General features: G+C 63.6%; 22 protein-coding genes. 12 read left to right on the top strand and 10 right to left on the bottom strand.

Features of this window, described 5'->3' with window-relative positions:
• Nucleotides 1-137: 137 nt before the first annotated feature.
• Nucleotides 138-1,214 (top strand): OmpA family protein, encoded by a 1,077-nt coding sequence (locus HHL08_RS07080; protein WP_169571852.1) that lies wholly within the window; start codon nt 138-140, stop codon nt 1,212-1,214.
• 938 nt (nt 1,215-2,152) lie between these two features.
• Nucleotides 2,153-2,689: a superoxide dismutase family protein gene (locus tag HHL08_RS07075; protein WP_169571850.1), complete on the top strand. Its 537-nt coding sequence runs from the start codon at nt 2,153-2,155 to the stop codon at nt 2,687-2,689.
• A 163-nt stretch (nt 2,690-2,852) separates the two neighbouring features.
• Here the strand turns inward: HHL08_RS07075 and thpR are convergent, their stop codons facing one another.
• Together thpR and HHL08_RS07065 are read right to left on the bottom strand one after the other, a co-directional pair.
• Nucleotides 2,853-3,410, bottom strand: coding sequence for an RNA 2',3'-cyclic phosphodiesterase (thpR, locus tag HHL08_RS07070; RefSeq protein ID WP_169571848.1), 558 nt, complete (start codon nt 3,408-3,410; stop codon nt 2,853-2,855).
• Nucleotides 3,373-3,534 carry a hypothetical protein gene (locus tag HHL08_RS07065; RefSeq protein ID WP_169571846.1) on the bottom strand — a complete coding sequence of 54 codons (162 nt, stop codon included), beginning with the start codon at nt 3,532-3,534 and terminating at the stop codon, nt 3,373-3,375. The genes thpR and HHL08_RS07065 overlap by 38 nt, the downstream gene beginning before the upstream one ends.
• Between HHL08_RS07065 and HHL08_RS07060 the strand changes: the two genes are divergently transcribed.
• Nucleotides 3,533-4,267 carry a Bax inhibitor-1/YccA family protein gene (locus HHL08_RS07060; protein ID WP_169571844.1) on the top strand — a complete coding sequence of 245 codons (735 nt, stop codon included), beginning with the start codon at nt 3,533-3,535 and terminating at the stop codon, nt 4,265-4,267. The genes HHL08_RS07065 and HHL08_RS07060 overlap by 2 nt on opposite strands.
• 143 nt (nt 4,268-4,410) lie before the next feature.
• Here HHL08_RS07060 and HHL08_RS07055 read toward each other — a convergent pair whose 3' ends face one another.
• The 5 genes from HHL08_RS07055 to HHL08_RS07035 form a co-directional block, all read right to left on the bottom strand.
• Entirely contained in the window at nt 4,411-5,040 is a 630-nt protein-coding gene (locus HHL08_RS07055; RefSeq protein WP_169571842.1) for a glutathione S-transferase family protein, read from the bottom strand.
• A gap of 67 nt (nt 5,041-5,107) precedes the next feature.
• On the bottom strand, nt 5,108-6,355 hold the full coding sequence (locus tag HHL08_RS07050; protein ID WP_328804591.1) for a hypothetical protein: 1,248 nt from the start codon (nt 6,353-6,355) through the stop codon (nt 5,108-5,110).
• 70 nt (nt 6,356-6,425) lie between these two features.
• A complete protein-coding gene (locus tag HHL08_RS07045; protein WP_169571840.1) occupies nt 6,426-7,097 on the bottom strand; it encodes an alpha/beta fold hydrolase in 672 nt (223 codons plus the stop codon).
• 196 nt (nt 7,098-7,293) lie between these two features.
• Nucleotides 7,294-9,624, bottom strand: a complete 2,331-nt coding sequence (gene clpA / locus HHL08_RS07040; RefSeq protein ID WP_169571838.1) for an ATP-dependent Clp protease ATP-binding subunit ClpA — start codon at nt 9,622-9,624, stop codon at nt 7,294-7,296.
• A gap of 153 nt (nt 9,625-9,777) precedes the next feature.
• Complete coding sequence (locus HHL08_RS07035; RefSeq protein ID WP_169572269.1) at nt 9,778-9,975, bottom strand: DUF1192 domain-containing protein; 198 nt, start codon at nt 9,973-9,975, stop codon at nt 9,778-9,780.
• 103 nt (nt 9,976-10,078) lie between these two features.
• Between HHL08_RS07035 and HHL08_RS07030 the strand changes: the two genes are divergently transcribed.
• The 8 genes from HHL08_RS07030 to HHL08_RS06995 all read left to right on the top strand — a co-directional run bounded on the left by HHL08_RS07030 (nt 10,079) and on the right by HHL08_RS06995 (nt 17,245).
• Nucleotides 10,079-11,104 (top strand): NAD(P)H-quinone oxidoreductase, encoded by a 1,026-nt coding sequence (locus tag HHL08_RS07030; RefSeq protein ID WP_169571836.1) that lies wholly within the window; start codon nt 10,079-10,081, stop codon nt 11,102-11,104.
• A complete protein-coding gene (locus HHL08_RS07025) occupies nt 11,101-11,478 on the top strand; it encodes a hypothetical protein (protein ID WP_169571834.1) in 378 nt (125 codons plus the stop codon). The genes HHL08_RS07030 and HHL08_RS07025 overlap by 4 nt, the downstream gene beginning before the upstream one ends.
• Before the next feature lie 174 nt (nt 11,479-11,652).
• Nucleotides 11,653-12,525 (top strand): UDP-2,3-diacylglucosamine diphosphatase, encoded by an 873-nt coding sequence (locus HHL08_RS07020; protein ID WP_169571832.1) that lies wholly within the window; start codon nt 11,653-11,655, stop codon nt 12,523-12,525.
• A 113-nt stretch (nt 12,526-12,638) separates the two neighbouring features.
• Complete coding sequence (locus HHL08_RS07015; protein ID WP_169571830.1) at nt 12,639-13,667, top strand: glycosyltransferase family 4 protein; 1,029 nt, start codon at nt 12,639-12,641, stop codon at nt 13,665-13,667.
• A gap of 114 nt (nt 13,668-13,781) precedes the next feature.
• Nucleotides 13,782-14,465: a DUF1013 domain-containing protein gene (locus tag HHL08_RS07010; RefSeq protein WP_169572267.1), complete on the top strand. Its 684-nt coding sequence runs from the start codon at nt 13,782-13,784 to the stop codon at nt 14,463-14,465.
• Nucleotides 14,466-14,601: 136 nt separating this feature from the next.
• Nucleotides 14,602-16,308 carry a long-chain-fatty-acid--CoA ligase gene (locus HHL08_RS07005; RefSeq protein WP_169571828.1) on the top strand — a complete coding sequence of 569 codons (1,707 nt, stop codon included), beginning with the start codon at nt 14,602-14,604 and terminating at the stop codon, nt 16,306-16,308.
• A gap of 41 nt (nt 16,309-16,349) precedes the next feature.
• The gene (msrA, locus tag HHL08_RS07000) at nt 16,350-16,883 is read left to right on the top strand and encodes a peptide-methionine (S)-S-oxide reductase MsrA (protein ID WP_169571826.1); all 534 of its coding nucleotides are present in this window, start codon (nt 16,350-16,352) and stop codon (nt 16,881-16,883) included.
• 98 nt (nt 16,884-16,981) lie between these two features.
• A complete protein-coding gene (locus HHL08_RS06995) occupies nt 16,982-17,245 on the top strand; it encodes a hypothetical protein (protein WP_169571824.1) in 264 nt (87 codons plus the stop codon).
• 281 nt (nt 17,246-17,526) lie between these two features.
• Here HHL08_RS06995 and HHL08_RS06990 read toward each other — a convergent pair whose 3' ends face one another.
• Entirely contained in the window at nt 17,527-18,480 is a 954-nt protein-coding gene (locus HHL08_RS06990; RefSeq protein WP_169571822.1) for an L-threonylcarbamoyladenylate synthase, read from the bottom strand.
• A 121-nt stretch (nt 18,481-18,601) separates the two neighbouring features.
• Here HHL08_RS06990 and HHL08_RS06985 point away from each other — a divergent pair, with 121 nt between their 5' ends.
• On the top strand, nt 18,602-19,420 hold the full coding sequence (locus tag HHL08_RS06985; RefSeq protein ID WP_169571820.1) for an ATP-binding protein: 819 nt from the start codon (nt 18,602-18,604) through the stop codon (nt 19,418-19,420).
• A gap of 39 nt (nt 19,421-19,459) precedes the next feature.
• On the opposite strand, the gene HHL08_RS06980 is transcribed toward HHL08_RS06985, so the two are convergent.
• Together HHL08_RS06980 and HHL08_RS06975 are read right to left on the bottom strand one after the other, a co-directional pair.
• Nucleotides 19,460-20,785 (bottom strand): PQQ-dependent sugar dehydrogenase, encoded by a 1,326-nt coding sequence (locus HHL08_RS06980; RefSeq protein ID WP_169571818.1) that lies wholly within the window; start codon nt 20,783-20,785, stop codon nt 19,460-19,462.
• 51 nt (nt 20,786-20,836) lie between these two features.
• Nucleotides 20,837-21,010 carry a hypothetical protein gene (locus HHL08_RS06975; RefSeq protein ID WP_169571816.1) on the bottom strand — a complete coding sequence of 58 codons (174 nt, stop codon included), beginning with the start codon at nt 21,008-21,010 and terminating at the stop codon, nt 20,837-20,839.
• Nucleotides 21,011-21,091 lie beyond the last annotated feature (81 nt).

The raw sequence follows: 21,091 nt of genomic DNA, 5'->3' as shown, positions 1-21,091 counted from the left end.
AGCTTTGAAAAGCTGTGAAAGCCGGGCTAGTGCGTTATTTTTGCAACGGTTTCACTAATTGTGGACTTGCCATGAAACCTTCTTGCGAATACAGGGTTTCAGCAGTCCTTCGTGACACTCTTGAAAGGGGAATTTATATGCGGAAGCTCGCCCTCGCGGCTGCGCTCGCGACCACCGTCCTGGCCACCCCGGCCATGGCGCGTGACAATAGCTGGTATGTCGGCGTCGATGCCGGCGTCCTGCTCGTCGAAGACCAGGATCTTACCTTCTCGTCCGTCCCTCCCGGCGGCTCAGTCGTTCCTTCGATCGACTATCATAAGGGCTATGATTTCGACGCCAACATCGGCTACGATTTTGGTGGCTTCCGCCTGGAGGCCGAAGCGGCCTACAAGCGCGCCGAGATCGATTTCGACAAGACCGGCGGCGGCTTCGGCGGCGCAGCTTCGGCTCTGTCGTTCATGCTGAACGGTTTGCTGGACTTCGGTCCCGATGATGGCCTGCAGGGCTTCGTCGGCGGCGGTGTCGGCGTTTCGCGTGCCAAGCTGGCTTCGGACATCGTCAACGACAGCGACACCGGCTTCGCCTGGCAGGCTATCGCTGGCGTCCGTTATCCGGTCACCAACAATGTCGACGTCTCGCTGAAGTATCGCTTCTTCAACCAGGACGACATCAAGGTCATCCCGGCCTACCAGAGCATCTACGGCCAGGCGGGTTCGACCGGCGACACCAAGCTGCGTACGCACAGCCTGCTGCTCGGCCTGACCTACAACTTCGGTGGCGAACCGGCTGCTCCTCCGCCGCCCCCGCCGCCGCCCCCGCCGCCCCCGCCGCCTCCTCCGCCCCCGCCGCCGCCGGTTGCCGAATGCAACCCTGGCCCGTACATCGTGTTCTTCGAATGGGACAAGTCGGACATCACGCCTGATGCCGCCACCATTCTGGACAACGCGGTTTCGGCCTACAGCAGCTGCGGTAGCGCACAGGTCATGCTGGCCGGTCACGCTGACCGTTCGGGTGCCGCTTCCTACAACGTCGGCCTCTCGCAGCGCCGCGCTGACTCGACCAAGGCCTATCTGGCCTCGAAGGGTATCCCTGATGGTGTCATCACCACCCAGGCCTTCGGTGAATCGAAGCCGCGTGTCGACACCGCGGACGGCGTTCGCGAAGTCCAGAACCGTCGCGTGGAAATCAGCTACGGTCCAGGTTCGGGCATGTAAGCCGATTTCCATTCCTCGGAATGGAAACAGAATTGGGGGCTGGTCGCAGGACCGGCCCCTTTTTCTTTGTCCGATCAATATGGATCGTGCTTTGCGGATGGGATTGCGCGAGGGGCCGTTTAGCGATTGGCCGCATGTTCCATGCGCGGGCGGGCCGATATCGATGGCGCGGGTAAGCTCTTGCAGAACAGGCATCGATAGCGCTTCACGTCCGGGCGTCGGATTACCGAGCCTTGGCTGGAGGCTCATTGCTGTCTTGCGCTTGTGCCGGGCTTCGCGTCCCGCGCTCGCGGCCGTGTCATGTGAGGGGATGGGGGAAGCATTTTTTCTAAGGCGGGGCGCCTTCATACCGCCGTGCCGATCGATCGCGGCGTCGGGACCGGACATGTTGACGCCGCCAGGGTGGTTATCCGCGATCATCCCCCCATGCGTCGCACCTGCCGACCGACCTGATCGATAGCCCAGCGACGGCGGCTTTTCCGTCCAAAGTCGCGACCGGCGATATTGGCGTGATCGGTGTAGATACCCGCTCCTTCTTGTCCAATCTGTCAGGGGCGACGAGAGGCTATGCAACTGAGAAGCGGGTTCTGGGCACGAACTTCGTCGAGGGGTGGCGTGATCGACAGTTTGCCCGCGTCACCATGCCGCGTGCCGTTTTGCAGGCCATGCGAAGGGGTAAGGTCAGGTTAGTCCGACAGTGCGTCACCCGCTGCTGTGATGGTCAGCCAAGGCGGGGGGCGACGCCGACGCCATCTGCCCGATATGTTGTTGAAGAACGGGGGTAGGCATTTCGCGGTCGCGATGATCCGCGGGTCGATCGGCCGACGCCAGCTTGTTGCGAAAGCTTATCAAAGGAGCGGTGACAAATCGGTGCGGATGGGCAACAAAAGCGCTCCAGCGGCGTTAGCGCCTTATCTTGCCCTTCCTGGGAGCTATCCATGAAAATATTTCCGTTTCTCACCGCCTTGCCGATCGTCCTGGCTGCATCCGCCTGCGCCACCACATCGACGACGCCCAGCACCGCGCCGACCGCTTCGGCCAAGCTGGCCGCCGCCGACGGATCGGCGCGCGGCACCGCGATGGTGACGCAGGCGGGCGACGGTTTGCATGTCGTGATCAAGGCGATGGGGCTGGCTCCCGGCATCCATGCCGTACATATCCACACCACCGGCCAGTGCGCCGGACCCGACTTCACCAGCGCTGGCGGCCATTGGAACCCGACCGCGCGCAAGCATGGCAAGGATAATCCCGCCGGCATGCATATGGGCGACATGCCCAATATGACGGTCGGGCCGGATGGCACCGGCGCGATCGAATATCATATTGCCGACGCGATGATCGGTGAGGGCGCGACGCCGCTACTCGATACCGATGGTGCGGCGGTGGTCGTCCATGCGCAGGCCGACGACAATATGAGCGATCCGGCCGGCAATGCCGGTGGCCGCGTGGCGTGCGGTGTGCTGGCGACGGGTTGACCCTTTCGCGGTGACGGGGGCGGGCCGCGGCTTGCGTCTGACCACAGGGCGCGCTGCTTCAAATCTCACGCACCGTGGGCGCTCCATTCATATGGTGGAGCACCGCTTTTTTAGAGGCGCTCTGGACCCTTTGGGTTCGGAGCGCCTTTGCGATGGAGAACGCTTATTCCAGCGGTGTTTGCGCCGCGCCATTGGCATCATAATCAGCGATGGCGTGGTAGATTGCGCCCTGATGACCAAGCCGGCTTTCGAACAGGGCGAAGCGATCGACCCGGAAGGGCGCGCCGGTCAGGGCGGCATGGCGGGCCAGGAACGGATCGATCAGCCCGCCCGCCCGGCCGAAGCGGGCGAGGGTGACATGAGGCAGATAGGCGCGGCTTTCGGGCGGCAGGCCGACGGACACGCAGGCGCGGTCGATTTTCCGATGCAGCGCCGCCAACGGATCGCGCGGCTTCACCCCGGCCCAGAGCGTGTCGACTACGCCCTTGCGATCGAATGCGCCGACGCCGGACAGGTGGACGTGGAACGGAGCGAAGCGGATTGCGCCCAGTGCGTCGGCGATGTCATTCGCGCGGTGGCGATCGACTTCGCCGATGAAGCGTAGCGTCAGGTGCAATTGATCGTCGCTTTGCCAGCGCGCGCGTTCGACACCGTCCATCAGCGAGAGCAGATTGCCGCGCTGATCAGCGGGCGGGCGGATGGCGACGAACAGGCGGTGCATGAACCAGATATAGGGTGATCGATGCGATCCGCCATATCTCCACCGGTTTGGCTTGAATCATGCGGCCGATGCGCCGATAATAGGGATACCGGTCAAACAGGCCGGTGAAGGAGACGATTTTCATGGCCAACTGGTCCGACCCCCGTTCCGACATTGCAGGCTTTGGCGGCGCCACCGCTGCGCGCGGTGCGGCGTTCGACGCCGGGCTGCGCAGCTATATGCTGTCGGTCTATAATTACATGGCGAGTGGCGTGCTGCTGACAGGCGTCGTCGCGCTGCTGTTCGCGTCGAGCGGCATGGCGGCTTCCGTGTTCACCGGCCCCGGCATCCTGAAATATATCGTGATGTTCGCGCCGCTGCTGTTCGTGATGGTGCTGAGTTTCGGTATCAAACGGCTGTCCACCGTGGCGGCGCAGGGCCTGTTCTGGGCCTATGCGGCGGTGATGGGCGTATCGCTGTCCTACATTTTTCTGGCCTATACCGGTACGTCGATCGCGCAGACCTTCTTCGCGACCGCGGCGGCCTTTGCGGGTCTGAGCCTGTGGGGCTACACGACCAAGAAGGATCTGTCGGGCTTCGGCACCTTCCTGATCATGGGCGTAGTCGGCCTGCTGGTGGCGAGCCTGATCAACATCTTCATGCAATCCAACGCGATGAGCCTGGTCATCAGCGGCGTCGGCGTGCTGCTGTTCGCGGGCCTCACCGCCTATGACACGCAGAAGATCAAGAGCATCTATGCGCAGGTCGCGGGCACGGACATGATGGGCAAGTCGGTGGTGATGGGGGCGCTGAACCTCTATCTCGACTTCATCAACATGTTTATGTTCCTGCTGCGCCTGTTCGGCGATCGTCGCTGATCGTTGAGGTTTGAAGCCAGACAAAAGGCCCGGCGGAGCGATCCGCCGGGCCTTTTTGTTTGTGAGGCAAAGCCTGTTCGCTTCGAGCGCATGAAAAGCGCTTGGCGCTTCGCGACTGCACCGGAAGCGAACGGAGGGGTAGCTCAGCCTTCTTTTTGCATCGCCGCGATCAGGGCGTCGTCTATTTTCTTCTGCCGCTTATAGGCGGGGCGATCGCGCAGGCGGGCGGCATAGGCTTCGAAGCTGGGGCGGCTGGGGATGGACTGGAAGCTGAGGCCCCAGTCGATCTGCGAGCCGACATAGACGTCGGCGGCGGTGAATTGGTCGCCGCAGATCCAGGCGTCTCCCGATATTGCGGTTTCCAGCGCATCGATCGTGTCTTCGAACGTGCCATAGCCAGCCGTGCGCTCGCGCCCTTCGGGCACGACGAAGCCCATCGCCTTGTTGGTGACGGCGGCCTCGACCGGGCCGGCGGCGAAAAAGAGCCAGCGATAATAGGCATGGCGCTGATCGAGCGCGGGGGCGAGGTTGGCGGCCGGGAAGGCGTCGGCCAGATAGGCGCAGATGGCGGCGCATTCGGTGACGGTCCGGCCGCCATGGACGATGGCGGGCACCTTGCCCATCGGGTTGATCGCCAGATAGTCGGGCGCCTTCATCGACGCGGCATAATCGAGGACGACCGTTTCATAGGGTGCGCCGACCTCCTCCAGCATCCAGCGGGCGATCTGCCCGCGCGACATGGGGTTGGTGTAAAAAATCAGCTCTTGGGTCATGACGCGCTCCTGAATCGCAGGACGGTGAGGGTGGCGCACGGACGGGCCGAGCGCCACCCCGTTTCGATCAGCAGCCCACCCCCATGGCACCGCCGAGCATCCCGCCCAGGCCGCCGCGGCACTTGTTTTTCTTCGGCTGGGGCGCGGGTTCGTCACCGTCATCCGCCTCGCCCGCCTGGCTCATCATGTCGCCCATGTCCGGGCCGTTCAGCATCCACATTGTGTTGGCGCGATAGCGGACGCGGGCGATCCATTCCGGTTTCCAGGCGTTCTTGGGATCGGCGGGGCGGGGCGGGTAGGCGAAATTGGCTTCGGGGCCATAGGCGTAGAGGCTGCCCATCAGCATCTCTCCGCCCGCCTGGGTGACGGCGGCGGGGACGGTGCAGCTGGTCTGGCTGGGCGGCATGACGATTTTCTGCGCGATCATCTTTTGCACGGCGGCAGGCGACATCCAGTCCCAGACCGGACCGCCGAACGCCTGGGTCGCGGAGGACGCCCACCAGACCATGTCGCCATTTTCCTGCGCGCCGAAGGTCCAGGCATAATAGCCGGTCGCCTGGGGTAGGCTGTTCCAGCTGATTTCGGTCGCACCGCTGGCGATCGGACGCGCGCGGCCAGTGATGGCGGGCATGAAATCCTGTTTCAGGGTGAAGGCGATGTCGAGGCTGTAATTGCCGGCGATGCGATGATCGCCGAGCAGGGAGCTGTTGGGGGGGACGGTCTTGCGGGTCTGGCCGTTGGGCCAGTCGCCATAAGTCTTGCTGTTCGACGCGCGGATTTGCCATTCCTGCGGGATCGATGCGCCGGTCATGTAGAGGCCGGGCGGGATCTGGCCCTTGGCCACCTTGGCGAAGTCGATCACGACCGGCTGGCCGGGGCCGGGCGTTGCGCCGCAGCCCCAATAGATGCGCAGGCGGCCCTTGAGGCGTTCGCCGGGGATGGGCTGATCGTCGCTGGGGATCACCCGCGGGGTGGCGAGCGGGACGGAAGCGCCGAGGCCAGCGGCGGCAGGCAGGAAATGATCGGCGGTAGGTGCGCCGCTGGTCGGCGCGCGGGTGGAGCCCAGGCGCAAGACGAGTTCGTGGAGCGGCTGGTTGCGGCCGCCGCCCATCATCATGCCCATGGCCGCGCCCATGCCGCCGCCGCTGGCCCCATGTCCGCTCAGGGCGGCCATGCCGGACATGGTGCCAGCGTCGATCGTGTAGCGGGCGATGGGGTCGGCGGCCTGCTGGCTGGAGCCGGGGGCGGCGAGACAGGTTAGGGACGCGAGAAGTAAAGCGCCGCGAGCGGGGCGCGAAGTCAGACGTGTTTGCACGACATCTATTCCTTATCGTTACGGAAGAGATGCGACCTTTTTTTCTGGGATGCGGCTTTATAGCAGAGATTCAGGCGGTCGGGGAGGGGCGTTTGAACTGACCATCGCGCAGGAAATGCGTGACCTGGTCGGCGACCGGATGGCTGTAGATCATAGCGGTGTGGGCGACGGGCAGGACGAGATGATCGCTCTGTCCGGGCAGGTGCGTGGCGGCGACGCTGACCTTGCCGTCATTGGGGGCGCGGAAGACGAGGTTGGGGAATGTGCCGATCATCGGGCGATCGCCGGCTATGATGCCCAGGGGATAATCGATCGAGCCGAACAGCGCCTGTGTTGCGGCGTCGCGCCGGGTGCGCAGGAGCGCGCCCGAATGGTTGAGGATCGGATGGTTAAGGCGCAGGCGGTAGAGGAGATCGGCCAGTTCGCTGCCGCCATTGGGCGTGCCGAGCATGACGACGCGGCCGAGATGAGCGGGGCGATGGTGGGCGAGATAGGCGCGGAGCAGCAGGCCGCCCATCGAGTGGCCGACGCAATGGAGGCGCTGGGCCGTGTAGGCGGGGGCGGCGGTAATGCGCTGATGGAGATGGGCCAGCACGCGGTCGATCGGCCAGCGCCAGCTGGGGTAGCCGATGTTCGCGACATCAAAGCCCGCGGCGCGCAGGCGGCGGGCGAGCAGGGCGGTCTGGAGCGGGTGCCCGCCGAAACCGTGGAGGAGGATGACGGAGTCGGTCGGCTGGGTCATGAGGTTGGGTTCATCTTGTGGTGTGTCGGCGAACGCAGCCGTTCAAGTCCGCGAGCGGTGTTTCCCCCCTCATCCAACTTCGCCTAGCCAGCAAGCTGGCGAGGCTGCGTATCCTTCTCCCCCATGGGGAGAAGGGTTTTCATAAAGAAAGGGCGGCCGTTGCGGGCCGCCCTTTTCGTTTGTGCCGGGAAGGCGCTTATTTCGTGCCTTCTGTGGTCTTGGCCTTGCCGCCCTTCTTGCCCTTTTTAGGAGCCGCCGGGGTGATTTCGAAGGCCAGCGCCGCAACCCCGTCGGTTTCCTTCATATGGACATGGACCTCGCCGCCATGGACCAGCTTGCCGAAGAGCAGTTCCTCGGCCAACGGCTGCTTGATCTTTTCCTGCATCAAACGGCCCATCGGGCGGGCGCCATAGAGCTTGTCATAGCCCTTCTTGGTCAGCCAGTCCTTTGCGTCCTGATCCAGGGTGATGTGGACATCGCGGTCGGCCAGTTGCAGTTCGAGTTGCAGAACGAACTTGTCGATGACGCGGGCCACCACTTCGGTCGGCAGATAGTCGAACGGCACGATCGCATCGAGACGGTTGCGGAATTCGGGGGTGAAGAGCTTCTTCACCGCATCTTCCTGCACATCCTCGCGGGTGAACTCGCCGAAACCGATGCTTTCCTTCGCCATGTCCGACGCACCGGCATTGGTGGTCATGATGAGGATGGTGTTACGGAAATCGACGGTCTTGCCATGATGATCGGTCAGGCGGCCATTATCCATGACCTGCAACAGGATGTTGAACAGGTCGGGATGCGCCTTTTCGATCTCGTCCAGCAGCAGCACGCTATGCGGTTGCTGGTCGACGGCATCGGTCAGCAGGCCGCCCTGGTCATAGCCGACATAGCCCGGAGGCGCGCCGATCAGGCGGCTGACCGAATGGCGTTCCATATATTCCGACATGTCGAACCGCTGGAGCGGGATGCCCATGATCGAGGCGAGTTGGCGCGCGACCTCCGTCTTGCCGACGCCGGTGGGGCCGGAGAAGAGATAGTTGCCGATCGGCTTGTCGGGATCGCGCAAGCCGGCGCGCGACAGCTTGATCGCCGACGACAGCACCTCGATCGCCTTGTCCTGACCGAAGACGACGCGCTTCAAGTCCGTGGTCAGCGAACTGAGCACGGTCTTGTCGTCAGACGACACGGTCTTGGGCGGGATACGGGCCATGGTCGCGATGACCTGCTCGATCTCCTTGGGGGTGATCGTCTTCTTGCGCTTGGAGGGCACCACCAGCATCTGCATCGCGCCGACCTCGTCGATCACGTCGATCGCCTTGTCCGGCAGCTTGCGGTCGTTGATATAGCGCGCCGAGAGTTCCACGGCCGCCTTGATCGCGTCGGGGGTATATTTGACGTGATGATGATCCTCAAACGCGGTGCGCAGGCCGGTCAGGATCTTGATCGTATCCTCGATCGTGGGCTCGTTGACATCGATCTTCTGGAACCGGCGCAGCAGGGCGCGATCCTTTTCGAAATGGTTACGAAATTCCTTGTAGGTGGTCGAACCGATGCAGCGGATGGTGCCGCCCGACAGAGCGGGCTTCAGCAGGTTGGACGCATCCATCGCGCCGCCGCTGGTAGCGCCGGCACCGATGACGGTGTGGATTTCATCGATGAAGAGGACCGCATGCGGCATCTTTTCCAGTTCGGTGACGACCGCCTTCAACCGCTCCTCGAAATCGCCGCGATAGCGGGTGCCAGCCAGCAACGCGCCCATGTCGAGCGAGTAGATGACCGCTTCCTTGAGCACGTCGGGCACTTCGCCTTCCACGATCTTGCGCGCCAAGCCTTCCGCGATCGCGGTCTTGCCCACGCCCGGATCGCCGACATAGAGCGGATTATTCTTCGAGCGGCGGCACAGGATCTGGATCGTGCGATCCACTTCCGCCGTGCGGCCGATCAGCGGATCGACCTTGCCCCGGCCCGCTTTCTCGTTGAGGTTGACGGTGAACTGTTCGAGGGCGCTGTCCTTCTTGGCCTTGCCGTCCTGCACCTTCTTTTCCTCCTCGGAAGCGCCCTTAGTCTCCTGACGCTCGGGCGTGGGCGTGCCCTTGCCGACGCCATGGCTGATGAAGCTCACGGCATCGAGGCGGCTCATATCCTGCTGTTGCAGGAAATAGACGGCATAGGATTCGCGTTCGGAGAAGAGCGCGACGAGCACGTTGGCGCCCGTCACCTCATCCTTGCCGGACGACTGGACATGGAGGATGGCGCGCTGGACCACGCGCTGAAAACCGCTGGTGGGGGAAGGATCGCTGGACCCCTCGACCTTCAGGCTGTCGAGTTCGGTGTCGAGATATTGGGTGACGGCGTCGCCCAGCTCGCCGATTTCCACGCCGCACGCCTGCATCACTTTTGACGCATGTTCGTCATCTATCAATGCCAGAAGCAGATGTTCCAGCGTGGCATATTCATGCTTGCGCTCCGACGCATGGGTCAGCGCGTTGTGCAGGGTGGTTTCCAGAGCGGGTGCGAAAGAGGGCATGTCTGTTCTACTCCTGGCCCCAAAGAGGGGCGGTATCGAACCATATGTCGGCATTGCTCGACGCGGGATCAAGGCCATGGCCACGACCAGCGGAATTGCCTGACTGCCCAAGCCCAATGGTGCCCTTAAGGGCGCAGGGGGCAAGGCGCGGGTTCATCGCCTGAATAACGCCTCGGCACTTGCCTTATGGTTAACGGCGTTGTCTTTTATCGTTCTGGTGCGCGCGATTTCCGTTTCCAGAGCGCGGATGCGGGCGTCCAGTTCGGTAACGGACAAAGGCCCCAGATCCTGCCTCAGCAGGCGGGCCAGCGGATCATCTCCCTTGTTCGGCAGATCGTCATCCAAGTTCATGACGCCAATGTTGACCCTGCGGGCCACTCTGTCAATAAGGGCGTCGGTTCCGTCCGTCGATTTTTGGTGCGGCGCAACATGGTTAATCACCGGGGGCAGTGACATGGCGGATGTGGGCGCAATAGCGCGCGAAATGACGGTGATCGCGATTCCCAAGCCGGGCGGGCCGGAGGCGCTGGTGGCGCAGCAGCGGCCGGTCCCCGTGCCGAGCGACGGCGAGGTGTTGATCCGCGTGGCCGCTGCGGGCGTGAACCGGCCTGATGTGTTGCAACGGCAGGGCAAATATCCGCCGCCGCCGGGCGCTTCGGACATTCCGGGGCTGGAGGTGGCCGGGACCATCGTGGCGGCCGGGAGCGGCGCGGATTCGTTGGTGGGGCAGAAGGTGTGCGCGCTGTTGGCGGGCGGGGGTTACGCCGAATATGCGGTGGCGCCGGCGGGGCAATGCCTGCCTTTGCCCGACGATTATGATCTGGCCGAGGCGGCGGCGCTGCCCGAAACCCTGTTTACGGTGTGGACCAATTTGTTCGAGCGCGCCTATGCGGTGGGCGGCGATACGGTGCTGGTCCATGGCGGGACCAGCGGCATCGGGACGATGGCGATCCGGCTGTGCAACCTGTTCGACGTCAAGATCATTGTGACCTGCGGTTCGGACGAGAAATGCGCGGCTGCCAAGGCGTGGGGTGCGGATCATGCGGTCAATTATCGCACCCAGGATTATGTCGAGGCAGTGAAGGCGATCACCGGCGGGCAGGGGGTTCAGGCGGTGCTGGACATGGTCGGTGGCGATTATGTGCCGCGTAACCTGGCTTGCCTGGCCGAGGATGGGCGGCATGTGTCGATCGCGGTGCTGGGCGGGGCGAAGGCGGAGATTTTCATCCCGGCGATCATGCAAAAGCGGCTGACCATCACCGGATCGACGCTGCGGGCGCGGTCGGTGGGGTTCAAGAGCCTGGTCGCGGATGAATTGATGCGGACGGTGTGGTCGTTCGTGGGTGAGGGGAAATTGCGCCCGGCGATGGACCAGAAGTTCGCGCTGGCGGATGCGGCCAAGGCCCATGCGCGGATGGATGCGGGCGAGCATTTCGGGAAGATCGTGCTGGTGGTCGATCAAGTAGCGGGGGGATTATGAAGCGCTTACTTTTCGCGATACCATTTTTGATCGTTGCTTCTCCTAACGCGGCGACGGCGGCTTCCTTCTATATAGGAGTGACGGCACCTGATCCGGTTGGGAAGGTTTTAGCGTATGAAATGCGCGAACGGATTGCATCTTCAGCTAGAAATAAACTTGTGCTGGATCCAGATGAATCAGCCTTTAAATTGATGATAGTTACTCTGGATCCTGATGATGAGGGTTCTCAAACGATTTATTCTATAGTCCTAAATTTCCGTAATTACGCTGATGGTGAAAACTGGGATTATTTCATCACTAGTTGGGTCGGAGTTTGTGGGAAAACGGTTGTGCAGAGCTGCGCTAGGACTTTGGCTGGGAATGTTGATGATTAAGTTCAGCCAATAGTTGAAACCTTCGCCAGAATTCTGAAAGAATCAGAAAAATCAAAAATCGATAAAAATGCGTTCTAAGTAAGCAGTAGCATTTCCGTCATATTCTCTTCGGAACTGTAACATTGCGCGCTTAAGGATTCGCTCCCAAGGACAATGATCTTTGGGGATCGTATCATGAACGCCATTACGCGGCTGCCCTTCCTGAGCGAGCTGGAAGAGGGCGCGGACGATCGTTTTCATATCCCTGAGCGGGAAGGCAAACGGCGCCGCTATCGCAGCATCTGGATTTCGGACATTCATCTGGGCACGCGCGGGTGCAATGCCGCGATGCTGATCGATTTCCTCGATAATGTGGATAGCGACACCCTCTATCTGGTGGGCGACATCATCGACGGATGGCGGCTGAAGAAGCGCTTCTACTGGCCCGCCAGCCATAATGACGTGGTGTGGCGGCTGATGAAGCGGGCCAAGCGCGGCACGCGGGTCGTCTATATCCCCGGCAATCATGACGAGATGTTCCGGCAATTCACCGGCATGAGCTTTGGCGGGGTCGAAATCCGGCGCAAGGCGATCCATACGACCGCCGACGGGCGCAAGCTGCTGGTGCTGCATGGCGACGAGTTCGACACGATCATGCTCGCGCACCGCTGGTTGGCGTTCGTGGGCGACGCGGCCTACACGACGCTGATGCGGCTCAACGTCGTGGTCAATGCAGTGCGGCAGAAGATGGGGCTGCCCTATTGGTCGCTCAGCAAGATGGCCAAGCACAAGGTCAAGAACGCGGTATCCTTCATCTCCCGCTTCGAGGAAGTGGTGGCGCATGAGGCCGGGACGCGGGGCGTCGACGGGGTGGTGTGCGGCCATATCCACAATGCCGAAATGCGCGAGATTGACGGCATCGACTATTATAATGATGGCGACTGGGTCGAGGGGTGCACCGCGCTGGTCGAGCATGACGACGGGCGGATGGAAGTGCTGCACTGGGCGGACGAGATCGCCAAGCGGGAGGAGCGCGAGCAGGATGTGCGTGCGCGGATGGCGGCTTGAGGCATTGGTGCTGCGTGCTCCCGCGCAGGCGGGAGCCCAGTCTCACGGTCTGAACTGGATTCCCGCCTGCGTGGGAACATGCTGAATTTGACGGGATGATGGAGTTGATCCCCATGCGCATAGCGATCGTCACCGATGCCTGGAGCCCGCAGGTCAATGGCGTGGTGCGAACGCTCCAGACGATCCGGGCCGAACTGGAGCAGATGGGGCATGTGGTCGAAGTGATCTCGCCCGATCTCTACGGCTCCATTCCTTGCCCGACCTATCCCGAAATCCGGTTGGCGCTGGTGCGGTCGACAGTTGTGGGGCAGGCGATCGCCGCGTTCCAGCCCGATGCGGTACATCTGGCGACCGAAGGGCCATTGTGCCTGGCCGCGCGGCGCTGGTGCCTGCGCAGCGGGGTGCCGTTCACCACCGCCTATCACACCCATTTCCCCGATTATGTCGCGCAGCGCACCGGGCTGCCCGCGGCCTGGTTCTGGCGCTATATACGCTGGTTCCATGGACCGGCGCAGGCGGTGCTGGTGTCGACGCGATCGGTGCGCGAGCAGCTCCGCGCCCATGGCGTGCCCAATGTCCGGCCCTGGGGGCGGGGGGTCGATCTGGACGCCTTCACCCCCGATGCGCCGCCGCCCGCCCTGTTCGCGGACCTGCCGCGCCCGATCATGCTCTATGTCGGGCGGGTCGCGGTGGAGAAGAATCTGGAGGCGTTCCTGGCCACCGATCATGGCGGGACCAAGGTGGTGGTGGGCGACGGGCCGGCGCGCGCGGCGCTGGCGCGGGCCTATCCGCAGGCGCGCTTCATGGGGCCGATGTTCGGCGCGGCACTGGCGGGGGCCTATGCCGGGGCGGATGTGTTCGTCTTCCCCAGCCGCACCGACACGTTCGGGCTGGTGATGATCGAGGCGCTGGCCTGCGGCACGCCGGTCGCGGCCTATCCGGTAACCGGGCCGATCGATATCATCACGCCCGAAGTCGGCGCGCTGTCCGACGATCTGGGGCAGGCGATCGCCGCCGCATTGCCGTGCGACCGCGCCGCCTGCGCCGCCTATGGGCGCAGCTTCAGCTGGGAGCGCAGCGCGCGCGAGTTCCTGGCGGGGCTGCACGCAATCCCGGCCACGCTGATCGAAAGCGTCGCCTGACGCTTTTCCTTGCTCAGTCTGCCGTCATGGACTATCTCCGACCCGTCGTGGCCGCCCTGCTTGGGCGGCCCTTATCGTTTTTACGCCGGAGAAGACCTCGTGTCCCAGCCCCTCATGCCTCACGCGACCGCCAGCTGGCTGGTCGACAATAGCGCTCTGAGCTTCGACCAGATCGCGGAATTCTGCGGGCTTCACATTTTGGAAGTGCAGGCGATCGCCGACGATACTGCCAGCATCAAATATACCGGCCGCGATCCGGTGCGCGCCCATGAAATCACAATGGACGAAATCCATAAGGGCGAGAGCAATCCCGACTATCGGCTCAAGATGCTGAAAGGCCCGGAGCCTGTTCGCCGCACCAAGGGGCCGCGCTACACCCCGGTCAGCAAGCGCCAGGACAAGCCGGACGGTATCGCCTGGATCCTGCGCAACCATCCCGAAGTGTCCGATGGTGCGATCGGCAAGCTGATCGGCACCACGCGCACCACCATCGCGGCGATCCGTGACCGCACCCACTGGAACATCTCTAACATCACGCCCAAAGATCCGGTGACGCTGGGCCTGTGTTCGCAGCGTGAACTGGATGCCCTGGTTGCCAAGACGGCCAAGAAGCTGGGCATCGAAGCCCCCACCGATTCGCGCCTGGATGGCGACCGCGAGGCGCTGATCGAGGAACTGCGGCGCGAGCGTCAGGAGACGCTGCGCCGTGCCGAAGAGGCGTTGAAGGCCGAGACGGACCTGATTTCGGCAACGGCCACGATCCTCGATCCGTTCAGCAGCAACAAGGGCGAGGTGTAATGCCGTAGCGTCATCGGCGGCTTGCACTAAGTCGCTGCGACGCAGCATTTTTCAGGGCCGTGCGGCTGATGCCGCGCGGCCCTTTTTGCTGTGCTTGACGCTTGCGTAAAGTGGGGCATGCCCATACACTTCGGGCATGGAGAGCATAGAAAAAATCTGGCGAGAACGCTATCAGCACCCCACCGTCTGGGACCAGACATTTCCCCCGATGTCGATGGGAGAGATGGTCACGAACAGCGCCACGGCGCATCCCGACGCGCCAATGATCGACTTCATGGGGCGACATTTCAGCTATGGCGCGATGCTGGAGCAGATCCGCCGGATCGCCTGCGGCTTGCAGAAGATGGGCGTGCAAAAGGGCGACCGGGTCGGCCTCTATCTGCCCAACACCCCTCATTATGTCGCGGCCTATTATGGCGCGCTGATGGCCGGCGCGATCGTCGTCAACTTCTCCCCCCTCTATACCGCGGCTGAACTGGAACATCAGGTTGCCGATAGCGGCACGAAGATTTTGTTCACCCTGTCGGCCAAGGCGCTGTTGCCCACGGCGTTGCAGGTGCTGGACCATAGCGCGCTGGAGACGCTGATCGTCGGGTCGGTTGCGGAGATGCTGCCGCCGGTCAAATCGCTGCTGTTCCGCTGGTTCAAGGCCAGCGAGTCCACCCCCTTGCCGGACGATCCGCGGGTCATCCGCTACGACCGGCTGGTCGCCAATGCGGGTGGCTGCTCCGTGCCGGATATCGACCCGGTCAACGACGTCGCGCTGCTGCAATATACCGGCGGGACGACCGGCACGCCCAAGGGGGCGATGCTGACCCACCAGAACCTGACCGCCAATGCGCGGCAGGCGCAGGCGATTGATCCGCACGCGAACGAGCCGGACCGGATCATCGCGGTGCTGCCTTTCTTCCATGTTTTCGCCAATACCTGCACGCTCAACCGGACGGTGGTGAATGGCGGCGAAATGGTCATGCTGCCGCGTTTCGACGCGGCGCAGGTGCTGGCGGCGGTGCAGCGAGTCAAGGCGACGTCGCTGCCCGGCGTGCCGACCATGTTCCAGGCGCTGCTGGACCATCCCGCCATCCGCAATATCGATTTCTCCTCGCTGCGCGCCTGTATTTCCGGCGGCGCGCCGCTGGCGCTGGAATTGAAGCAGAAGTTCGAGGCGGCGACCGGCGCGAAGCTGATCGAGGGCTATGGCCTGACCGAAACCAGCCCGATCGTCTGCACCAATCCCTATGAGGGTTTGAACAAGAGCGGGACGGTGGGACAGCCGGTGCCGGGAACGCGGGTGAAGCTGGTCGATCGCGAAGACCCGACCCGCCCGCCGCCCGAAGGCGAACCAGGTGAACTGCTTTTTGCCGGACCGCAGATCATGAAGGGCTATTGGAACCGGCCGGACGCCGATGCTGAAGTGTTCATCGGCGAATTTGTCCGCACCGGCGACGTCGGCCTGATCGACGAGGACGGCTATGTGAAGATCGTCGATCGGCTGAAGGACATGATCGCGGTCGGCGGCTTCAAGGTTTTCCCTAGCCAGGTGGAATCGGTTCTCTACCACCATCCCTCCGTCAAGGAGGCGCTGGTGATCGGCATCCCCGACCATTATCGCGGCGAGCAGCCCAAGGCGTTCGTGACCCTGAACGAGGGCGCGGAGATTGACGGGGCGGCGCTCAAGGAGTGGCTCAATCCGCAATTGGGCAAGCATGAGCGGGTGTGCGAGGTGGAGGTCCGGCTGAACCTGCCCAAGACGCTGGTTGGCAAGCTGTCGCGCAAGGAACTGGTGGCCGAGGAGCGGGCCAAGGCGGACGCGGCGCGCGCGGAGGCTGGAACCATGGCCTGATCCTCCCTATCTGTGTTGTCAAACAGAGATAAGGAACGAACATGGCGCAGGAAATCGCGACGCTGGCCGGTGGCTGCTTCTGGTGCACCGAGGCGGTCTATCAGAATCTCAAGGGCGTCGAAGGCGTGGAAAGCGGCTATATCGGCGGCGCGCGGCCCGATCCGACCTATGAACAGGTCTGTTCGGGCACGACCGGCCATGCCGAAGCGATCCGCATCACCTACGACCCCGACGTGATCAGTTACGCCGATCTGCTCGACATCTTCTTCGCGACCCATAATCCTACGACGCTGAATCGGCAGGGCAATGATGTCGGCACCCAATATCGGTCGGCCATCTTTCCCCACTCGGCCAGCCAGGAGGCGGAGGCGCGCGCGGGCATCGAACGGGCGCAGGCGGATCAGAGCGATCCCATCGTCACCACTATCGAGCCGGATGCGCCCTGGTATCCGGCGGAGGATTATCACCAGAAATATTGGGATCGGGTCGGCGACCGCAACCCCTATTGCATGGCAGTCATCCCGCCCAAGCTCGACAAGCTGCGCAAGGGCTTCGCCGCCCGGATTGCGGGCTGAGCCTTCCGCCACGGCCTGTCGCGTTTCGCGCCGTCCTTAGTGGGCGGTTCATGTCGCTCATGGTAGGAAGGCGCGAACGCAAAAGTCGGGGATGGACGATGAAGAAATATATGTTGCTGGCGACGCCGTTGCTGCTGTTGGCGCTGCCGGGCTGCGTGCGCACGGTGGCGAGCATCGTGACCGCGCCGGTGCGCGCCGGATCGCAGATCGTGGACTGGTCGACGACCAGCCAGAGCGAGTCCGACCGCAATTACGGCCGCAAGATGCGCAAGCAGGAAGCGCGCGAAGGCAAGGAGCGCAAGAAAGCGGATAAAGAGCGGCGCGAGCAATGCCGCGACGCGGGTTACGATAATTGCGGGTGAGGCGGGTCGGCGTCGTTTGACGGGGCGTGGGCGGATGTCTGTTTTGGACGGTTTCATGCCATTCCGCTTCGCGCGAACGTCACTTGAGGAGCAACGGAAAAATCCCGTCACCCCCAGCGAAGGCTGGGGTCTCAGGAGGCAACGCGATCCGCTTGGGTAAGTGCTACGCCCAACCGCTGCTTACCTCCGCACGAGACCCCAGCCTTCGCTGGGGTGACGGTAGTGAGGCACCCGATTACCGGTCATACAGTCCGTCCGCTTTTAGAGTCGCCACCCCCCACTCAAGCCGCCGCCCGCCGCAGCCGGTCGTTGATCGCCGCGCCGATGCCCTCGGTCGGGATCGGGGCCACGGCGATGCGGGCTGCGGCGCTGGCGTCGGCGACGTGCAGGGCGGCGAACAGATGGGCCGCGGCCTCGCGCATGTCCGCCTCCTGACTGAGGTTGATGTGGCAGGGCATCAGCCCGAAGCCGATCAGATATTCATCCTTGTCCGCCCGCAGCGCATTTAATCGCACTGGCTTTGACGGCGCATAATGGCTTTCGAGCTGACCAGGCGCCTCGATCTTTCCATCATTGGTCATCATCACCGGCAGTCCGGTCGCTTGCTCCAGCATTGCGGCGGTGACGGGGCCGGGGCGCAGCAGGCGCACTCGATCGGCTTCCGGCGCGGCGATGGTTGATTCCAGTCCCTCGCTGGTCGGCCCTTCGTCCAATATCATGCGGATTTTGCCGCCCAGGCTCGCCAACACATGTTCGGCGCAGGTCGGGCTGATCGATCCGCTGCGATTGGCCGACGGCGCGGCCAGCGGACAGCCGCTTTCGCGGATCAGCGCGCGCATCGCCGGATGGGCGGGCAGGCGCAGCGCGACGGTCGGCAGGCCCGCCGTCACCAGCGGCGACAGGCCGCTATCGCTGCGCACCGGCAACACCAATGTCAGCGGACCCGGCCAGAAGCGATCGGCCAACACACCCGCGACGGCTGAAAAATCGGCCAGCCGCTCCGCCATGGCGCGGTCGGCGACATGGACGATCAGCGGGTTGAAGCTGGGCCGCCCCTTGGCGCTGTAGATCGCTGCGACGGCATTGCTGTCGGTGGCGTCGGCGGCCAGGCCATAGACCGTCTCGGTCGGGACCGCTACCGGCTCCCCCGCGCGGATCAGCAACGCCGCCTCGCGCAGGGCTTCGGTGCCATAGCGGCAGGATTTCGTCGAAAATGATGGATGAGCGATAGTCACGATCCCCGCGATATAGACCCCGCCTTCGCCAAGTAAAAGGCCATTGCGTCAGGGCAATGACATCGACGCGGTAAGAGGTAGGGCGCTTGCAGCCGCACGGATCGGCGGTTAAGCCGCGACCATGACCGACGCCCTTCTCACCCGCATCGCCGAGGCGCTGGAACGGCTCGCGCCGCCGCCTGCCTCATCCGCCGATCTCGCCGCTTTCCCCGCTTATGTTTGGGACGGGCGGGCGATCCATGCGGTGGAGGCGTTCGCGCCGGTGGACTATGGGCTGCTGACCGGGATCGATGCCCAGAAGGGCGCGCTGCTGGGTAACAGCCGCCGCCATGCCGCGCGCTATGCCGCCCATGACGTGCTGCTATGGGGCGCGCGCGGGACCGGCAAGTCAGCCGCCGTCGCGTCCGTCGTCGGCCTGTTGCAGCAGGAAGGGCAGGACATCGCCTTGATGCAATGCGCGATTGATGAACTGGCGAGCCTGCCCGCGCTCTTTGCCCTGCTGCGCGGCACGAGCCGGCCTTTCATCCTGTTCCTCGACGATCTGGGGTTCGAGGAGCAGGGCGTGGGGGACGCGCGGGCGCTGCGGTCGCTGTTGCAGGGGGGAACGGCGGCGCGGCCGGCCAATGTCCGCCTTTATGTCACGTCCAACCGCCGTCATATCGTGCCGCGCCACCTGTCCGAACAGGATGATCCCGTCAATCCGCGCGATGTCGTGGACGACAAGATGGCGCTGTCCGACCGTTTCGGCCTCAGCCTCGGCTTCCACGCGCTCGACCAGGACGCCTATGTCGCGATCGTGGGCGGCTATGCGGCCAAGCTGGGCCTGGCCTTCGATCCACTGGAAGCGATCCAGTGGGCGACCCAGCGCGGGAGCCGGTCTGGCCGGGTCGCCTGGCAATATGTGGTCGAACTGGCGGGGCAAAACGGGCTGAGCGTTTAGAACCCGTATCCGTTCGAAACGAACGGAGGTTGCTTGTGGCTATTTCGCCTTCGTCACCCGCCATATCACGCCGCCCACATCGTCGCTGACCAGCAACGCGCCCTTGGCGTCGGCGGCGACGTCGACCGGGCGACCGCGCGCCGCGCCATCCTTGTCGAGGAAGCCGGTCAGCAGGTCCACCGGCTTGGCCTTACCCGCTTCGCCATCGGCAAAACCGACATAGACGACCTTGTATCCCGCGGTCGGCTTGCGGTTCCAGCTGCCATGCAGGCCCACGATCGCGCCGTCCGTATAAGGCGCGCCCAGTTGCAGCTTGTCGGCGAAGGTCAGGCCCAGCGGGGCGACATGGTTGCCCAGCGCATAGTCGGGCCGGCGGGTATATTCGCGCATTTCCGGACGCTGCGGCTGGACCCGGCGATCCTCATAACCGCCCCAGTAATTCCACGGCCAGCCGTAGAAGGCGCCAAACTCAACCCGCGTCAGATAATCGGGGACGAGATCGCCGCCCAGCATGTCACGTTCGTTGACCACACCCCAAAGCGCACCGCTTTTTGGTTCAAAGGCGAGGCCCACAGGGTTGCGCAAGCCCGATGCGAAGACGCGCTTATAGCCGGTCTTGGGATTGACTTCGAAGATGAGGGCGCGGTTCTTCTCTACCTCCAGGCCGTTGTCGCCGATATTGCTATTTGAACCGACGCCGACATAGAGCAGCCCTTCGGGGCTGGCAGTCAGGCTCTTGGTCCAATGATTATTGGGCGCCTGCGCGGGCAGGTCGATGATCTTGCGCCCCTTGGCGGTGATCTTGATATCCCCTTCCTTATAGGGGAAGGCCATCAGCGCGTCGGTGTTCGCGACATAGAGCGTGTCGCCGATCAGCGCCATGCCATAGGGGGAATTAAGGCCAGTCAGGAACGCCGTCTTGGTTTCCGCGCGCCCGTCGCCATCGACATCGCGCAGCAGCGTGATGCGATTGGCCGACGGCACGCCGGCCCCCGCCTTGTCCATCAAATAGCTCATCACCCGGCTGACGATCCCGCTCTTGGGACGGGGCGGGCTGTTGGTTTCGGCCACCAATATGTCGCCATTGGGCAGGCGCAGCAGCGAGCGCGGATGGGCCAGGCCATCGGCATAGCGCGCTACGCTCAGCCCCTTGGCCGCGACGGGCTTTTCATCGCCGGTCCACGGCTTCACCTCGGCGATGTTGACCGTCGGCAACATCTCGTTGCGCGGGGTGGTGAACACCGGCTCGCGCCCGGTATCTGCGCCTGGCGGGAGCTGCGCGGTATTGCCCTGGGCCAGATAGAGGAAAATGCCGCCCGCGATCAGGATCGCGATGACGATAAGGGCGATGATATGCTTCTTCATGCCCCCACATCTATGCGCAGCCACCGCGGCGGGCAAGGCGGCGTGTGCGGCTTATTTGCCGCGTTCGCGCAGCCATAGCAGGATGGCGATCAGCACGCCTGCACCCGCGCCCGTCAGCAGGCCGATGCTGGGCTGGCCCAGCAGGCCGCCGCCGATCGTGCAGGCCAGGATCAGGAAGGCGATGATCGCGCCAGCGCCGGTCGGGTTTTTCGTCTCCTTGGTCATGGCCGCCCCTTGCCATGGACCGCGCGCCAAGGCCAGCGGCTTTGCAGATCCGCCTGGACCGCTCCGTTTCGGGAAACATCG

The organism is Sphingobium psychrophilum (assembly GCF_012927105.1).
Taxonomy (GTDB): Bacteria; Pseudomonadota; Alphaproteobacteria; order Sphingomonadales; family Sphingomonadaceae; genus Sphingobium; species Sphingobium psychrophilum.
This window is presented reverse-complemented; position numbering and strand designations above follow the sequence as displayed.

Bases quoted from the DNA above. Each gene is read 5' to 3' on its own strand.
- HHL08_RS06995 (WP_169571824.1), top strand. From the start codon at position 16,982: ATGAAGAAATATATGTTGCTGGCGACGCCGTTGCTGCTGTTGGCGCTG.
- clpA (WP_169571838.1), bottom strand. From the start codon at position 9,624: ATGCCCTCTTTCGCACCCGCTCTGGAAACCACCCTGCACAACGCGCTG.
- HHL08_RS07065 (WP_169571846.1), bottom strand. From the start codon at position 3,534: ATGAAAATCGTCTCCTTCACCGGCCTGTTTGACCGGTATCCCTATTAT.
- HHL08_RS07015 (WP_169571830.1), top strand. From the start codon at position 12,639: ATGCGCATAGCGATCGTCACCGATGCCTGGAGCCCGCAGGTCAATGGC.
- HHL08_RS07025 (WP_169571834.1), top strand. From the start codon at position 11,101: ATGAAGCGCTTACTTTTCGCGATACCATTTTTGATCGTTGCTTCTCCT.
- HHL08_RS06985 (WP_169571820.1), top strand. From the start codon at position 18,602: ATGACCGACGCCCTTCTCACCCGCATCGCCGAGGCGCTGGAACGGCTC.
- HHL08_RS07030 (WP_169571836.1), top strand. From the start codon at position 10,079: ATGGCGGATGTGGGCGCAATAGCGCGCGAAATGACGGTGATCGCGATT.
- HHL08_RS07020 (WP_169571832.1), top strand. From the start codon at position 11,653: ATGAACGCCATTACGCGGCTGCCCTTCCTGAGCGAGCTGGAAGAGGGC.
- HHL08_RS07080 (WP_169571852.1), top strand. From the start codon at position 138: ATGCGGAAGCTCGCCCTCGCGGCTGCGCTCGCGACCACCGTCCTGGCC.
- HHL08_RS07055 (WP_169571842.1), bottom strand. From the start codon at position 5,040: ATGACCCAAGAGCTGATTTTTTACACCAACCCCATGTCGCGCGGGCAG.
- msrA (WP_169571826.1), top strand. From the start codon at position 16,350: ATGGCGCAGGAAATCGCGACGCTGGCCGGTGGCTGCTTCTGGTGCACC.
- HHL08_RS07045 (WP_169571840.1), bottom strand. From the start codon at position 7,097: ATGACCCAGCCGACCGACTCCGTCATCCTCCTCCACGGTTTCGGCGGG.
- HHL08_RS06975 (WP_169571816.1), bottom strand. From the start codon at position 21,010: ATGACCAAGGAGACGAAAAACCCGACCGGCGCTGGCGCGATCATCGCC.
- HHL08_RS06980 (WP_169571818.1), bottom strand. From the start codon at position 20,785: ATGAAGAAGCATATCATCGCCCTTATCGTCATCGCGATCCTGATCGCG.
- HHL08_RS07005 (WP_169571828.1), top strand. From the start codon at position 14,602: ATGGAGAGCATAGAAAAAATCTGGCGAGAACGCTATCAGCACCCCACC.
- HHL08_RS07060 (WP_169571844.1), top strand. From the start codon at position 3,533: ATGGCCAACTGGTCCGACCCCCGTTCCGACATTGCAGGCTTTGGCGGC.
- HHL08_RS07035 (WP_169572269.1), bottom strand. From the start codon at position 9,975: ATGAACTTGGATGACGATCTGCCGAACAAGGGAGATGATCCGCTGGCC.
- HHL08_RS07010 (WP_169572267.1), top strand. From the start codon at position 13,782: ATGCCTCACGCGACCGCCAGCTGGCTGGTCGACAATAGCGCTCTGAGC.
- thpR (WP_169571848.1), bottom strand. From the start codon at position 3,410: ATGCACCGCCTGTTCGTCGCCATCCGCCCGCCCGCTGATCAGCGCGGC.
- HHL08_RS07075 (WP_169571850.1), top strand. From the start codon at position 2,153: ATGAAAATATTTCCGTTTCTCACCGCCTTGCCGATCGTCCTGGCTGCA.